Source organism: Sphingorhabdus sp. 109 (genome assembly GCF_902506555.1).
Taxonomy (GTDB): Bacteria; Pseudomonadota; Alphaproteobacteria; order Sphingomonadales; family Sphingomonadaceae; genus Parasphingorhabdus.
Genome location: NZ_LR732707.1, coordinates 2,700,489 through 2,714,857, shown reverse-complemented (window position 1 = coordinate 2,714,857; position 14,369 = coordinate 2,700,489). Strand labels below are relative to the sequence as shown.

At 58.3% G+C, this 14,369-nt stretch carries 13 protein-coding genes; 2 read left to right on the top strand and 11 right to left on the bottom strand.

Going from position 1 to position 14,369, the window contains the following annotated elements; translation table 11 throughout:
• Nucleotides 1–43: 43 nt before the first annotated feature.
• The 6 genes from odhB to mdh form a co-directional block, all read right to left on the bottom strand.
• Nucleotides 44–1,264: a 2-oxoglutarate dehydrogenase complex dihydrolipoyllysine-residue succinyltransferase gene (gene odhB, locus BOSE62_RS12780; RefSeq protein ID WP_159646814.1), complete on the bottom strand. Its 1,221-nt coding sequence runs from the start codon at nucleotides 1,262–1,264 to the stop codon at nucleotides 44–46.
• Nucleotides 1,265–1,366: 102 nt separating this feature from the next.
• Nucleotides 1,367–4,153 (bottom strand): 2-oxoglutarate dehydrogenase E1 component, encoded by a 2,787-nt coding sequence (locus BOSE62_RS12775; RefSeq protein ID WP_159646812.1) that lies wholly within the window; start codon nucleotides 4,151–4,153, stop codon nucleotides 1,367–1,369.
• A 181-nt stretch (nucleotides 4,154–4,334) separates the two neighbouring features.
• Entirely contained in the window at nucleotides 4,335–4,628 is a 294-nt protein-coding gene (locus BOSE62_RS12770) for a GIY-YIG nuclease family protein (protein ID WP_159646810.1), read from the bottom strand.
• A 104-nt stretch (nucleotides 4,629–4,732) separates the two neighbouring features.
• Nucleotides 4,733–5,623 (bottom strand): succinate--CoA ligase subunit alpha, encoded by an 891-nt coding sequence (gene sucD, locus BOSE62_RS12765; RefSeq protein ID WP_100092973.1) that lies wholly within the window; start codon nucleotides 5,621–5,623, stop codon nucleotides 4,733–4,735.
• A 43-nt stretch (nucleotides 5,624–5,666) separates the two neighbouring features.
• Nucleotides 5,667–6,230 carry a hypothetical protein gene (locus BOSE62_RS12760; protein ID WP_159646808.1) on the bottom strand — a complete coding sequence of 188 codons (564 nt, stop codon included), beginning with the start codon at nucleotides 6,228–6,230 and terminating at the stop codon, nucleotides 5,667–5,669.
• A gap of 5 nt (nucleotides 6,231–6,235) precedes the next feature.
• Entirely contained in the window at nucleotides 6,236–7,198 is a 963-nt protein-coding gene (gene mdh / locus BOSE62_RS12755; protein WP_159646806.1) for a malate dehydrogenase, read from the bottom strand.
• A gap of 311 nt (nucleotides 7,199–7,509) precedes the next feature.
• On the opposite strand from mdh, the gene BOSE62_RS12750 reads away from it, so the two are divergent.
• Both BOSE62_RS12750 and BOSE62_RS12745 read left to right on the top strand, forming a co-directional pair.
• Nucleotides 7,510–8,604 carry a hypothetical protein gene (locus BOSE62_RS12750; RefSeq protein ID WP_159646804.1) on the top strand — a complete coding sequence of 365 codons (1,095 nt, stop codon included), beginning with the start codon at nucleotides 7,510–7,512 and terminating at the stop codon, nucleotides 8,602–8,604.
• On the top strand, nucleotides 8,601–9,674 hold the full coding sequence (locus tag BOSE62_RS12745; RefSeq protein WP_159646802.1) for a phosphotransferase: 1,074 nt from the start codon (nucleotides 8,601–8,603) through the stop codon (nucleotides 9,672–9,674). Before BOSE62_RS12750 ends, BOSE62_RS12745 begins: the two co-directional genes overlap by 4 nt.
• Here the strand turns inward: BOSE62_RS12745 and zapE are convergent.
• The 5 genes from zapE to BOSE62_RS12720 all read right to left on the bottom strand — a co-directional run bounded on the left by zapE (nucleotide 9,671) and on the right by BOSE62_RS12720 (nucleotide 14,208).
• Complete coding sequence (gene zapE / locus BOSE62_RS12740; protein ID WP_159646800.1) at nucleotides 9,671–10,786, bottom strand: cell division protein ZapE; 1,116 nt, start codon at nucleotides 10,784–10,786, stop codon at nucleotides 9,671–9,673. The genes BOSE62_RS12745 and zapE overlap by 4 nt on opposite strands.
• Nucleotides 10,783–11,277 (bottom strand): PaaI family thioesterase, encoded by a 495-nt coding sequence (locus BOSE62_RS12735; RefSeq protein WP_159646798.1) that lies wholly within the window; start codon nucleotides 11,275–11,277, stop codon nucleotides 10,783–10,785. Before BOSE62_RS12735 ends, zapE begins: the two co-directional genes overlap by 4 nt.
• A 21-nt stretch (nucleotides 11,278–11,298) precedes the next feature.
• Complete coding sequence (locus BOSE62_RS12730; protein WP_159646797.1) at nucleotides 11,299–12,081, bottom strand: succinate dehydrogenase iron-sulfur subunit; 783 nt, start codon at nucleotides 12,079–12,081, stop codon at nucleotides 11,299–11,301.
• 104 nt (nucleotides 12,082–12,185) lie between these two features.
• A complete protein-coding gene (locus BOSE62_RS12725) occupies nucleotides 12,186–13,070 on the bottom strand; it encodes an alpha/beta hydrolase (RefSeq protein ID WP_159646795.1) in 885 nt (294 codons plus the stop codon).
• Nucleotides 13,071–13,200: 130 nt separating this feature from the next.
• On the bottom strand, nucleotides 13,201–14,208 hold the full coding sequence (locus BOSE62_RS12720) for a phosphoribosylglycinamide synthetase (protein WP_236554019.1): 1,008 nt from the start codon (nucleotides 14,206–14,208) through the stop codon (nucleotides 13,201–13,203).
• Nucleotides 14,209–14,369: the final 161 nt, after the last annotated feature.

Here is a 14,369-nt window from a genome sequence, read left to right as displayed (position 1 = left end):
CATCGCAAACGCGTGTCCGCATGACGGATATTGGGTTGTCTGCTTATAAATCAATCAAAAGCCGCGCCGGATCCTCGATTGCTTCCTTGATCCGCACCAGGAAAGTCACCGCTTCGCGGCCGTCGATCAGGCGGTGGTCATAGCTGAGCGCCAGATACATCATCGGCCGCGCCTCGATCGAACCGTCCGGCATCACCACCGGCCGCTGTTCGATCCGGTGCAGGCCGAGCACGGCAGACTGCGGCGGGTTGATGATCGGCGTCGACATCAGCGAACCGAACACGCCGCCATTGGAGATGGTGAAGGTGCCGCCCTGCATGTCCGCCATGGTCAGCGTGCCGTCCTTGGCGCGCTTGCCGAAGTCGCCGATCGTATTCTCGACATCGGCAAAGCTCATTGCTTCGGCGTTGCGGATGACCGGAACGACCAGGCCGTTCGGTGCGCTGACCGCGACCGAAATATCGGCATAGTCGTGATAGACGATTTCCTCGCCGTCGATTTGCGCATTGACCGAAGGTACGTCCTTCAGCGCCATGCAGGCCGCTTTAACGAAAAAACCCATGAAGCCGAGCTTCACATCATGTTTCTTGGCGAACAGATCCTTGTACTTGCTGCGCGTTTCCATCACCGCGGTCATGTCGACATCGTTGAACGTGGTCAGCAGGGCCGCTGTGTCCTGCGCCTCTTTCAACCGCCGAGCGACGGTCTGGCGCAGACGGGTCATGCGCACGCGCTCTTCGTTGCGGTTGCCGCCCTGCGATGGCGCAGCCGGTGCTGGGGCGCTGGTGGCTGCGCCTGTCTCGGCCTTTGGTGCCTGCTGTGCGCCGGATTTCACATATTGCTCGACATCCGCCTTGGTCAGCCGGCCATCCTTGCCGGTGCCGGTGATCTGGCTGGGGTCGACACCATGTTCGAGAACCAGCCGCCGGACCGATGGAGAGAGGGTGATCGAAGCATCGGATTCATCTGCCTTCGCTTCGCTTTTCGCTGGTGCCGGGGCTGCCTTGGCCGCCGCAGCGGCGCCGCTGCCCGCCTCAATCGTCGCAATCACCGCGCCGACCTCGACCGTATCGCCAACCTCGACCTTGTGTGCGCCCATCACACCGGCTTCCGGCGCCGGCACTTCCAGCGCCACCTTGTCGGTTTCCAGACTGGCAATCGGTTCATCAGCGGCGACCGCATCGCCCGGCTGCTTGAGCCATTCACCCAGAGTCGCTTCGGTGATCGATTCGCCCAATACCGGGACTGTTACTTCTGTAGCCATGTTCTATCCTATCAGCTTCCGTGTTCCGCTCCTGATGCGGAACCTGGTTCGTATTTCACTTTCCGTCCGCCGCGCTCCGCATCACGTGCGGAGCCCAACGCTTTACATCTCGACTGTATGCCCCAGCGCTTCGGCGATCAGCCGCTCCTGCTGCTGCTTGTGCCGCGAGGCCAGGCCGGTAGCCGGCGATGCACTCGCGCTGCGACCGGCATAGACCGGATCGACCGGACCGACCGCCGCCTGCTCCAGACAATCTTCCAGATAGGAGCGGACAAAATGCCAGCTGCCGTTATTCTTCGGCTCTTCCTGCGCCCAGACCAGCGTCTCGAGATTGATCATCCGTTTCAGCCGGACCACCAGCGGTTCCCCTGGGAACGGATAAAGCTGCTCGATACGGACGATCGCGGTATTCTTGTCACCCGCCGCGTCGCGCGCCTCGATCAGATCGTAGGCAACCTTGCCCGAGCAAAGCACCAGCCGTTTCACATCCTTGTCGGCCGGCGGATTGGTGTCGGACAATATCCGCATGAAATGATGGTCGCCCTGGAAATCTTCCGCCTTCGACACGGCCATCTTGTGGCGCAGCAGTGATTTCGGCGTCATGATCACCAGCGGCTTGCGGAACGAGCGCAGCATCTGCCGGCGCAACACATGGAAATAATTGGCCGGCGTGGTGATATTCGCGACCTGGATATTGTCCTGCGCGCACAGTTGCAGGAAGCGTTCCAGCCGGGCTGAACTATGTTCCGGGCCCTGGCCTTCATAGCCATGCGGCAACAGCATCACCAGCCCGTTGGCGCGCAGCCATTTGGCTTCGCCCGAGGCAATGAACTGGTCGATCATGATCTGCGCACCATTGGCGAAATCGCCGAACTGCGCTTCCCACAGAACGAGAGTCTTCGGATCAGCAGCGGCATAGCCATATTCGAAGCCGAGCACGCCATATTCGCTCAAGGGACTGTCGAGCACCTCGAAGCGGCCGTGCCGCACCGTGCTCAGCGGCACATATTTTTCTTCCGTTTCCTGATCGACCCAGACGGCATGGCGCTGGGAAAAGGTCCCGCGCCCGCTATCCTGACCGGACAGGCGAACATTATAGCCTTCCGATACCAGCGAGCCGTAGGCCAGCGCCTCACCGGTTGCCCAGTCGAGATTCTCGCCACTCTTGAACATCTTGGCCTTGGCGTCGAGCACCCGGCCCAAAGTCTTGTGGATCCGCAGCCCTTCGGGCACCGTGGTCAGCGTCCGGCCGAGACTGTCGAACAGTTTCGGATCGATCGCCGTTTCCACATTGCGCCGCGCGGTTTCCGGGTCGGCGGGAATATGAAGCCCCTGCCAGCGCCCGCCAAACCAGTCGGCCTTGTCGGCCTTGTAATTGGCGGCCGCCTGGAATTCCGTTTCGAGCTGATCGGCAAAAGCCTTGCGGGTGGTATCCCCCCAGTCGGCATCGATGATCCCTTCCTCGATCAGCCGCGCTTCGTAGAGCTTGCTGACCTTGGGATGTTTCTTTATCGCGGCATACATGATCGGCTGGGTGAAGCTCGGTTCGTCGCCCTCATTATGGCCGAAGCGGCGATAGCACCACATGTCGATGACGATATCCCGGCCGAAACGCTGGCGGAACTCGATCGCGATCTTGCAGGCGAAGGTCACCGCTTCGGGGTCATCGCCGTTGACGTGGAAGATCGGCGCCTGCACGCCCTTGGCGACATCCGACGGATAAGGCGAAGAGCGCGCGAACTGCGGGCTGGTGGTGAAGCCGATCTGGTTGTTGATCACGAAATGGATGCAGCCGCCGGTATTATAGCCGCGGATGCCGGAGAAGCCGAGGCACTCCCAGACGATACCCTGACCGGCGAAGGCCGCGTCACCGTGGATCAATACCGGCAGCACCTGGTCATGTTTTTCCAGATCATCGCGCGCCACCTGTTGCGCGCGGACCTTGCCGAGCACCACCGGGTCGACCGCTTCGAGATGCGACGGATTGGGCACCAGGCTCATATGCACATTGATGCCGTCAAATTCGCGGTCGGTGCTGGTGCCGAGGTGATATTTCACATCACCCGAACCGCCGACTTCTTCCGGATTGGCCGAGCCGCCGTGGAATTCGTGAAAGATGACCTTGTAGGGCTTGGCCATCACATTGGCGAGAATATTCAGCCGGCCGCGATGGGCCATGCCATAGACAATGTCGCGCACGCCGGACTGGCCGCCATATTTGATGATATTTTCCAGCGCCGGCAGCATCGATTCGCCGCCATCAAGGCCAAAACGCTTAGTCCCGACATATTTCTTGCCGAGGAAATTCTCATATTCCTCGCCCTCGATCACCTTGTTGAGAATCGCCTTCTTGCCTTCCGGCGTGAAGTGGATCTCGGCGTCCTTGCCTTCCATCCGCTCCTGCAGGAAGCGCCGTTCCTCGATATCGGCAATATGCATATATTCGAGCCCGACCGGACCGCAATAATTGGCACGCAACACCGCTTCGATCTCGCGCACCGTCGCGGTCTGGAAGCCGAGCACGCCGCCCAGATAGACCGGCTTGTCCATATCGTCGGCGGTGAAGCCGTGGAATTCGGGCGTCAGGTCCGCCGGTTCCTCGAGCTTGGAAAGCCCCAGAGGGTCAAGATTGGCACCGAGATGTCCGCGCACCCGATAGGTGCGGATCAGCATCATCGCCCGGATCGACTTTTCCGCCGCCTGGGCAACTTCGGCATCGGACATCGCCTTGCCGGATTTTTCCGCAGAAGCCTTGATCTCGATGCCCATCCGCGTGGGATCGAGCGCGCTGTTCAGCTCGTCGGCGTCATCAATCGGCCAGTGCTTGCGCTGCCAGCTGGGGCCTTGCTCCTGTTCCGAGCCGATAAATTCCTGATTTTCAAAACCCATAATATTTCCGTTCATTGTGCCCCTGCGAAGGCAGGGGCCCATCTCCAAATCTATCGTCCGATCACAACTGCCTTTTGTTACGATCAGGCTCGGCAGAGCGGGAACGCTATCAATCCGCTTTGTCTGTCGTTTCCGTGATGGCCCCCTGCCTTCGCAGGGGCACCACAGGACGACGGCGAATTCACGTCACAATCTCGAACCACAAATCCCGCCAGTCGGGATTTTCTTCTTCGATCCGCCTGACCTTCCAGCCCCGCTTCCATTTCTTGATCTGCAATTCCCGCAGCCGCGCTTCATCCAGATCATCATAAGCTTCAAACCAGACCAGCAGCTTGCAATGATGTTTCTTGGTGAAGCCATCGATCAGCGCGCTGCGGTGCTGATAGGTCCGCTTGACCAAATCGCTGGTCGATCCGGTATAAATTGCTCCGTTTTTCCGGTTTGCCATGAAATAGACAAAACCGGGTTTGTTCATCGTCAGTCCTTTCTACCCGTGTACCTGCGCAGGCAGGCACCCATCTCCCGTCGGCTCCACTTGGCACGATCGGTAGATGGCCCCCTGCCTTCGCAGGGGAACAATCAAACCAGCTCCTTCAACATCGCGTCCAGCGTGATGCCCAGTTCGCTCGGCGACGGCGAGACGCGGATGCCAGCAGCTTCCATCGCCGCGATCTTGTCTTCTGCGCCGCCTTGGCCTCCGGAGACAATCGCGCCGGCATGGCCCATGCGGCGTCCCGGAGGTGCCGTCAGACCCGCAATAAAGCCGACCATCGGCTTGCTGCGGCCCTTCTTGGCTTCGTCGGCAATGAACTGCGCCGCTTCTTCTTCCGCGCTGCCGCCGATTTCGCCGATCATGATGATCGACTTGGTTTCGTCGTCGGCCAGGAACAGCTCGAGCACGTCGATGAAATTGGTGCCGTTGACCGGGTCGCCGCCGATGCCGACCGCTGTGGTCTGGCCGAGGCCAACCGCCGTGGTCTGGTGCACCGCTTCATAGGTGAGCGTACCGGAACGCGAGACCACGCCGACCGAGCCCTTCTGGAAAATGCTGCCGGGCATGATGCCGATCTTGCATTCGTCGGGGGTCAGGACGCCGGGGCAGTTCGGGCCGATCAAGCGCGACTTGCTGCCCTGCAGCGCGCGTTTCACGCGCACCATGTCGAGCACGGGAACGCCCTCGGTGATCGCGACGATCAGCTCGATCTCGGCATCAATCGCCTCGAGGATCGAGTCCGCTGCAAATGGCGGCGGAACATACACAACAGAAGCCGTCGCGCCGGTTGCTTCCTTCGCTTCGGCAACCGTGTCAAAATTCGGCAGACCGATATGGGTCGTACCGCCCTTGCCCGGCGTAACGCCCGCAACCATCTGCGTGCCATAAGCCAGGGCCTGTTCCGTATGGAACGTACCGGTATTGCCGGTCATCCCTTGGGTGATGACCTTCGTGTTCTTGTCGATTAAAATGCTCATTCTATTCCTTTCTGAATTCTGCCATGCCCCATAATAACAACTATCAGCGATCTCCGTCTCTCAGCGATCGCTGACGTTCCAAATACTGCTGGGTGGGCTTTTTTAGTTTCGAAAGCTGAATTACGTTGAAGTCGGTACTCAGTTCGACACCTCGAATCTGGAAACTTATATCTTCGGGAAAAAACTCGAAATACAGATTGTTTTTACTGCATTCCCATCTGACATTCTGCCGACATTTCTTCAACGGAACAACTTCTCCCGCATATTTCAAAGAAATGAATTTATTGGCTCTATCCAGGGACAATTGCTGCGCCACCACTGAACAGCCGCTGGTATATTCATGTCCCCACGCATCATTATTATCGAAAAAAACCAGATAAGCGGTCTCTTGCTCACCAAGCTGATAAACGGACACCAACTTTTTTACGCCTCGATAATATTGACGAACCCAAAAAGGCAAATCACCAAATTCCCGCTTGTGCGCTTCTCCTTCTCTAAATTTAACGCTACCTTCCGCACAAGCTGACCAAAAGATGTCAAGAAGCCGAGGCTCATCTATCGGTGCTGCGCCGCTTATCGCCAGATTTAGAGCCAGATAATTGAACACCAAATTTACGCTAGGCTCGGATCCAGCCCCTTGCAGGCTTCCAGCAATTCCTTCACCGCATCGACCGACACGTCGAAATTGCCCTGCGCTTCTTCGCTCAGTTCGATTTCGATGACCTTCTCGACTCCGTCCTTGCCGATGATGACTGGTACGCCGACATAAAGATCGTCGACGCCATATTGGCCGGTCAGGTGCGCTGCAGCAGGCAGCACGCGGCGTTTGTCCTTGAGATAGCTTTCCGCCATCATGATCGCGCTGGTTGCCGGCGCATAATAAGCCGAGCCATTGCCGAGCAGCTGGACAATTTCGCCGCCGCCCGAACGGGTGCGCTGGACGATCGCGTCGATCTTGTCCTGCGTGGTCCAGCCCATCTTGATGAGATCGGGGATCGGGATGCCGGCGACTGTCGAATAAGCCGGAACCGGAACCATCGTGTCGCCGTGGCCGCCGAGAACGAAGGCCGTGACATCTTCAACCGAGACGTTGAATTCGTCAGCCAGAAAATGGCGGAAGCGGGCGCTGTCGAGAACGCCGGCCATGCCGACCACCTTGTTGTGCGGCAGGCCGGAAAATTCGCGCAGGGCCCAGACCATCGCGTCGAGCGGGTTGGTGATGCAGATGACAAAGGCGTCGGGCGCGTTCGCCTTGATGCCTTCGCCAACGGCCTTCATCACTTTCAGGTTGATGCCGAGCAGATCGTCGCGGCTCATGCCGGGCTTGCGCGGGACGCCTGCGGTCACGATGATCACATCGGCGCCGGCAATATCGGCATAGTCGCTGGTGCCCTTGAGATTGGAGTCGAATCCGTCCACGGGAGCGGCCTGCGCCAGATCGAGCGCCTTACCGGCTGGCATGCCCTCGGCAATATCGAACAGGACGACATCGCCCATTTCCTTGGAAGCTGCGAGGTGGGCGAGCGTGCCGCCGATCATGCCTGCGCCGATCAGCGCAATCTTGTTACGGGCCATGTGGGAAATTCTCCTAAGAATAGAGTCGAAAAAGGATATTAAAGGCAGGATTAGGCCCCTATTCTGACAAATTCAACCGCAGAAAGCACCAATTTGACCGCTATCTTTGCAATTGGTTCGCAGTAGCAATAGTGAGGCAACAAGCTTGTCATCCCGAACTTGTTTCAGGACCTCCGGAAGTGGGACAGCCGTTGGAGGTCCTAAAACAAGTTCAGGATGACGGAACAGCGAACATGCTTCCAATTCTTCCATTCTTTTGCGTTGCAAAGTGAAATCCAAATGGCATGATGCACAGAAAAAGAGGATGCAACATGCTGACAAAGGGCGACGAATATCCGCTGCACCAGACGCCGGAACCAATGGCTTTATCGGGCGGCAACCGCAACTTCTACGACCGCTATTTCTTCAACGGCTATAGCGCCGACGGCAGCATCTTCTTCGCCGCCGCGCTCGGCATCTATCCGCAACTCGATATCATGGACGCCGCCTTTTGTGTCTCGATCGACGGCAAGCAATATAATCTGCGGGCTTCCAAGAGAATGGGAAGCGAAAGACTCGACCTGACGGTCGGCCCGATCACCGTCACCATCGTCGAACCGCTGCAACAGCTCCGCCTGACCGTCGCTGCAAACGACAGTCCGGTCACCGCCGACATCCTGTTCTCCGCCCGCCACCAGCCGATCGAGGAGCCCCGCTTCATCCGCCGCGAGGGGCCCCGGCTGATGATGGATTACACCCGAATGACGCAGAATGGCGACTGGTCGGGTACAATCAGCGTCGATGGCCAGAATATCGATATCGGCCATTGCCGCGGCACCCGCGACAGAAGCTGGGGTATCCGCCAGGTCGGCGCATCCGAATCGCAACCTCCGCCCGCCGGCGCGTTCCCGCAATTCTGGTGGCTCTGGACACCGCTCAATTTCGACCATCACGCCTGTTTCTTTCACAGCAATGACGACGGCGACGGGATGCCGTGGAATCGGCGCGGCGTGGTCGATACGATCGCCCGGAGCGCGCTCGAGTTTGAACCAAAGGCCATCGATCTCAGCTATCATTCCGGTTCCCGCCGAATCAAACAGGTGCAGCTTGAAACCGGCACCGGGTCGCTCTCCATCACACCGCGCACCGGCGATGCGGCGCGGACATTCTATATGTCGGGCCTCGGCTATCTCCATCCGGTCTGGGGCCATGGCATGGACCATGGCGATCTCGAGGTCGACCATGATGTCATCGCCCTCGACCCCGCACCGGCAATCGACATGACCACCATCCATATCCAGGCGCTCAGCGATGCCGTGCTCACCGTCGATGGGAGCGAACATCAGGGCATCGGAGTCGTCGAACAATTGTTCATCGGCCCTCACGCCAGCAGCGGTCTCGCCGGTCCCATGGACCCTGCAGCATGAGCGCCCGTTTTCCGCTGCGCCCCGAAGAATTCGAGACCGCCTTCATCGAACAGGTCTTTGACGCGGCACCGGGATCACTCAAATCTCTTACACACGAACCGGTCGGGACCGGCCAGGTTTGCGACAGCTATCGGTTTGTCTGCGAATGGGCGGAGAATGTCATCGGCCCAAGAGAGTCACCATCCAAGTTTGATGTTCCGGCAACCTTTATTGCCAAATGCCCCAGTGCCGACACCATTAGCCGCAACGCTGCGGCGATCTTCCATCTCTATGACATGGAGGTCGGCTGGTACAGGGACGCGGCGAACACATCGGGTGTCGACTGCCCTCTTTGTTACCACGCCGCCATTGCCGATAACGAACAGGAATTTGTTCTCCTTCTGCAAGACATGGCACCGGCCAGGCAAGGGGATCAGGTGGCCGGCGCTTCGCTGATTCAGGTCGAGACGACGTTGGAGGAGGCAGCGACTTTACACAGCTACCGTCCTGAAAGTGGGTTCGAGAAGCTTCGCTGGTTGCACCATGGCGAAGGCAATAGCGAATTCACTAAAAACACGCTAATCCAAGGATATCCGGTATTTCGCGAGCGCTTTACCAAACTTCTTTCCGCTGATGCACTGGATCTGGGAGCTGAACTGGTCGCCCGGATGGATAGCTACATCGCACAAGCGCCAGCAGAGCAGACAATCACCCATGGTGATATGCGGCTCGACAATATCCTGTTTCACGCCGACGGACGGATCGCGGCTCTGGTCGACTGGCAGACCTGTTCGCTTGGCAATCCGGCCAATGATATCGCCTATCTGATCGGCACCAGTTTCGCCGATCCGGCGCAGCGCCGGGACGAGGAGAAACGGCTGGTCCGGGACTATCTGTCGAAACGGCCGAACGCGCCCGCCTTCGAGATTTTCTGGGACGAATATCGCCGCCACGCCTTTTCCGGCTTCCTGATGGCGATCAACGCCTCGCTGCATGTCGAACAGACCGAGCGCGGCGACAGGATGTTCGCCGCCATGGCCGAACGCCCCGCGCAAATGGCGATCGATCTGGACAGCCTCAGCCTGCTCTAGGAGGCGGCCCCGTGGCCGAGCGCCAGATAATCATCGGATTGCATCTCGAGCAGCCGCGATGCGGTGCGTTCAAACTCAAACGCGCCGTCCCCTTCCGGATAGAGCGCGTCGGGCTCGGCATCAGCGCTGGCCAATAGCTTGACCCGATATTCGTAGAGCGCATCAATCAGCGTGACAAAGCGCGCCGCCTCATTGCGGTTCTCCTTCGAAAGCACGGGAATCCCGACGATGATCACGCTGTGATAGTGCCGCGCGATCGCGAGATAGTCCTGCGCACCGCGCGCTTCTGCGCACAACCGCTTGAACGAGAAGACCCCGACCCCCTTGAGCGATTTCGGAACGGTCAGCATCCGGCCACCCTGCACCTCGATTTCGGCCGAAGGCACATGGGCGCGGTCCTCGGGAGGATAGTCGGTCAGCCGGAAAAAGGCTTCGCTCAACGCCTTGGTTGCAGCCTCGCCATTGGGCACATGCCATAGATCGACATCGCCCAGTCTTTCCCGCCGGTAATCGGTTGGGCCGTTCAGCGAAATCACATCCAGCCTGGTCTTCAGCAGATCGATGAACGGCAGGAAATGCTCGCGGTTGAGTCCGTTCTTGTAGAGATCATCGGGCGGCCGGTTGGAGGTGGTGACAATGGTTACGCCAGCCTCGACCAGACCGGTGAACAGGCGCGACATGATCATCGCATCGGCGCTGTTGTTGACCACCATTTCGTCGAAGGCGAGAAAACGTGCTTCGCTGGCCAGTGCCTTGGCGACCGGGATCACCGGATCGCCCTGTTCCTTCTTGCGCTCTTCATTGAGCCGGGCGTGTACATCGAGCATGAACTCATGAAAATGCGCGCGTTTCTTCCGCTGGATGCCGAGATTGTTATAGAAAAGGTCCATCAGCATCGACTTGCCGCGACCGACCCCGCCCCACATGTAAATGCCTTGCGGAGCCTGCGGTTTCTTGCCGAAGGCCCGCCACAATATGCTGCCGCGCGGTGGCACGGCTTCCAGTTCTTCCTGCAAACGGGCAAGCCGTTTGGCACAGGCTTCCTGATCGGGATCGGGCTTCAGTTCTCCTTGCGCGATCAGATCCAGATAGCGCTGGTAGAAGCTGCTCATTGCAAATCTGTTTTCTGGCGCGGCGCCTTTTTCACGATGGCGGTGAAAGAGGCCATATTGTCCTGGCCCTTGTCGCCCTGCACGACCAGCCCGCGCATGAACAGAAAACGCCCGGTTTCGCGCGTGATCTCGACTTGCGCCTCAAGCGGCTCGTCCAGCCGCGCGGAACCGAGAAAATGGGTCTGCAGTTCGAGAGTGACCGCATAGCCGGACGGACCGAGGTCGAGCACCCGCATCGCGGCAAACAGCGAACAGTCGATGAAACCCATCATCGTTCCGCCATGGACCGCATCGCCGAGATTACGGTGTTTGCGCTCGGGAAACATGCGCACCCGGGCGATAGCGTCATCATGCCCGTCACCGCCGCACCGGACAATCATCTTTCCCAGAAAGCTGTTATAGCAATCGGGATCGTTCAGCTGCCATATCTTCCAGTCCGGAAAGTCCGGGTCGGGCTCGCTGATGACAAAATTGCGCTCTGCTTCAGACATGAATGGGCGCCGGCTTTCGAATCAGACTTCGCGCGAGGCGGTCATCTTCTTGATTTCGGCAATCGCCTTGGCCGGCGACAGACCCTTGGGACAGGCATTGGCACAATTCATGATCGTGTGGCAGCGATAGAGCCGGAACGGATCTTCCAGTTCATCGAGCCGTTCACCGGTCATTTCATCGCGGCTGTCGGCGAGCCAGCGATAGGCCTGCAGCAGGATAGCGGGGCCAAGGAATTTGTCGCTGTTCCACCAGTAGCTGGGACAGCTGGTCTGGCAGCACGCACAGAGGATACATTCGTACAGCCCGTCCAGCTTGTTGCGGTCTTCCGGCGATTGCAGCCGCTCCTTGCCCGAAGGCGTCGGCGTAACCGTTTTCAGCCACGGCTGGATCGAGGCATATTGGGCGTAGAAATGGGTGAAATCAGGGACCAGATCTTTGATTACTTCCATATGCGGCAGCGGAGTGATGGTCACCTTGTTGCCGCAATCCTCGATCGCGGTGGTACAAGCCAGACCATTTTTGCCGTTGATGTTCATCGCGCAGGAACCGCAGATTCCTTCGCGGCAGGACCGGCGGAAGGTCAGCGTGGCATCCTGTTCCGACTTCATCTTGATCAGCGCATCGAGCACCATCGGCCCGCAGTCATCGGTGTCGATTTCGAACGTGTCGTAGCGCGGGTTCTCGCCCTTGTCGGGATCATAGCGATATACTTTGAACGGTCGCTTCTTCCCGTTGGTCAGCGCCTGATGCAATTCGCCCGTCTTGCGGATCTTGCTATTCTTGGGGAGCGTGAAAGTAGCCATGTCTGTCGGATTCCCTTGTTCTGCGGATCGGCATAACCAAGAAGTGCAGCTATCTCAACAGTTTTGCACTGCAAAAAAGACTAGGGGGCTTCCAATTCCTGCAATCACCGGTGGCGGTCAAAAAAAGCAACCATGTCGTCGAGCACCGGAGCCTTGTGACGAAAGGGCTTGGCCAACGCCATCATGATCTCGAGATGGTCGATACCGGGATATTCGACATATTCCGCGTCCCCGCCCGCATCGAGCATCCTGTCGCGCAAAATCTTGCTGTTTCGTGGCCTCACCTGGGTGTCGTTGCTGCCGCTGGAGAGCCACAATGGCGGGGCGTCGGGCCGGACAAAATTGACCGGCTGGGTCATTGCCGGCGCCGGATAGTCGCCGAAACTCTGCCTCGTGGTTTCCGAATCAAACGGATAGAAATCATAGGGACCAGCCAACGCGGCAACGCCCTGAATCAGGTCTGGCGACTTGCCTTCCCGTCCCAGCCATTGCCGGTCGAGCGCCAGCATCATCACATTATAGGCTCCGGCGGACTGACCCGACAGGAATATCCGCTCCGGATCACCCCCAAATGTCCCGATATTATCGTGCACCCAGGCCAGCGCCTTGGCGCTGTCTTCGAGAAAACCGGGAAAGCGGGTGTCGGGGAAAAGCCGATAGTCGGGCAGAACCACCATATAGCCTCGATTGGCCAGCGCCCGGCCGGCAAACGCATAATGTTCCTTGGCACCATCCCGCCAGCCGCCACCATAAATGAAGACAATCACCGGTAGCGGTTCGGCCGAGATGTTGGTGGGCGCCCATATATCGAGCGCCAGTCCGTGCTGGTCATCGAATTTCTGGTCCGGCAACAACAATCTTGCATCGCCGTCGCCCGGGAACGCGTTGTTCGCCATGTTCAGCTGTTTGGGTCCCGGCTGCGAAAAGAACCACCAGCCAGCACCGACCAGCACAAGAACCAGCAGACCAATGATCAGCAACCATTTCATGCCAATCCTCTAACCAGAGCCTGGTACAGTGGCAATGGGGCTGCATTGCGAACCGCGAGCAGATTTGACGCTATATCGCCAGATTCGTCTGCTTCCGGAACAGACTATGCCGGGCGCAAGCTCTGCTGTTCTATTCCATCAGGCCGTGACGCCGGTAGCCTTCGGCCAATATTGTCTCGATCAGTTGCGCCTGTGTCCAACCCGCCCGCTGCGCAGACCGGCCGAACACCTTTTCCGACCACAGGTTGCAATTGAGATTGAGCTCGAGAAACTGGACATTACCGGTATCCATATTCACCCGGAATTCAAACCGGCCATAATCGAAAGGCCGGTAATCGGTCATGACCCGGCGCGTCAGTTCGGCGATCTGCGGGCACATTTCCGGATGGTCAAAATCGACCAGCTGATATTTATGACCGCGTTCAACCAGGTCGCGCTTTTCCCAATAGGTCCGCAAGTGGCTGGGATCGGCCTGCTCGAACAGCATCATCGGCATGATTTGCGGTTCGCCGTTGATTGTGACCACCGGCACTTCGACATCGCTTCCTTCCAGAAACGGCTCGACAATGGCATCATGCCCTTCTTCGTGAATCTCGGCCACAGCCTGCCGCACACCGACCCAGTCGGAGGCGTCGTGAATACCCCAGCTTGCCGAACTGGCATTGGGCTTGACCACCATTCTTTCGGCCACCGGACAGTCTTTTTCCTCGACCGGTGCACCGCAGCGATAGATAGTCCAGGGCGCGGTGGGTAATCCGCGCTCGCGGGCCGAAAGCTTGGCGAGATGCTTGTCGTCGGCAAGGCCGCGCAGGATCGGTGTCGCTCCCAGATAGGGAATCGACAGGCGTTCGCAAAGCAGGGGAATCAGCATTTCGCTGTTCAGGAAGCCGCCGCGATTGAGCAGGGGGAAAACGAAATCCGCCTCCGGCTGGCCAAACAAGATTTCATATGTGTTGGAAAGCGTCAGGTTCAGACCGAGCGACTCCAGGATGCTGCGAACCTCATGATGGTAGATGGCGTGATTGCCGTCTTCCTTGTGCAGGCTGCCATCGCCCAGAGCATGTTTGGCCATGAAAAGAAGACGAACCTCTTCCTTGGCACGATCGGATATTGTCAATGGATCAGCAATTGCGGTCACTAGATTAGGCCTCAGCTTCACAGGACTGAAATATGCCTGTGTCAAATTACGGAAACTGGAAAAATCGCTGCGTACATAGGACATTTTTGCGAATAAGCAATTTCCCTTTTTGCCTTATCGTTCTATGGATGCGGTTTGTAGCAACGGACCGAGCAAATTAG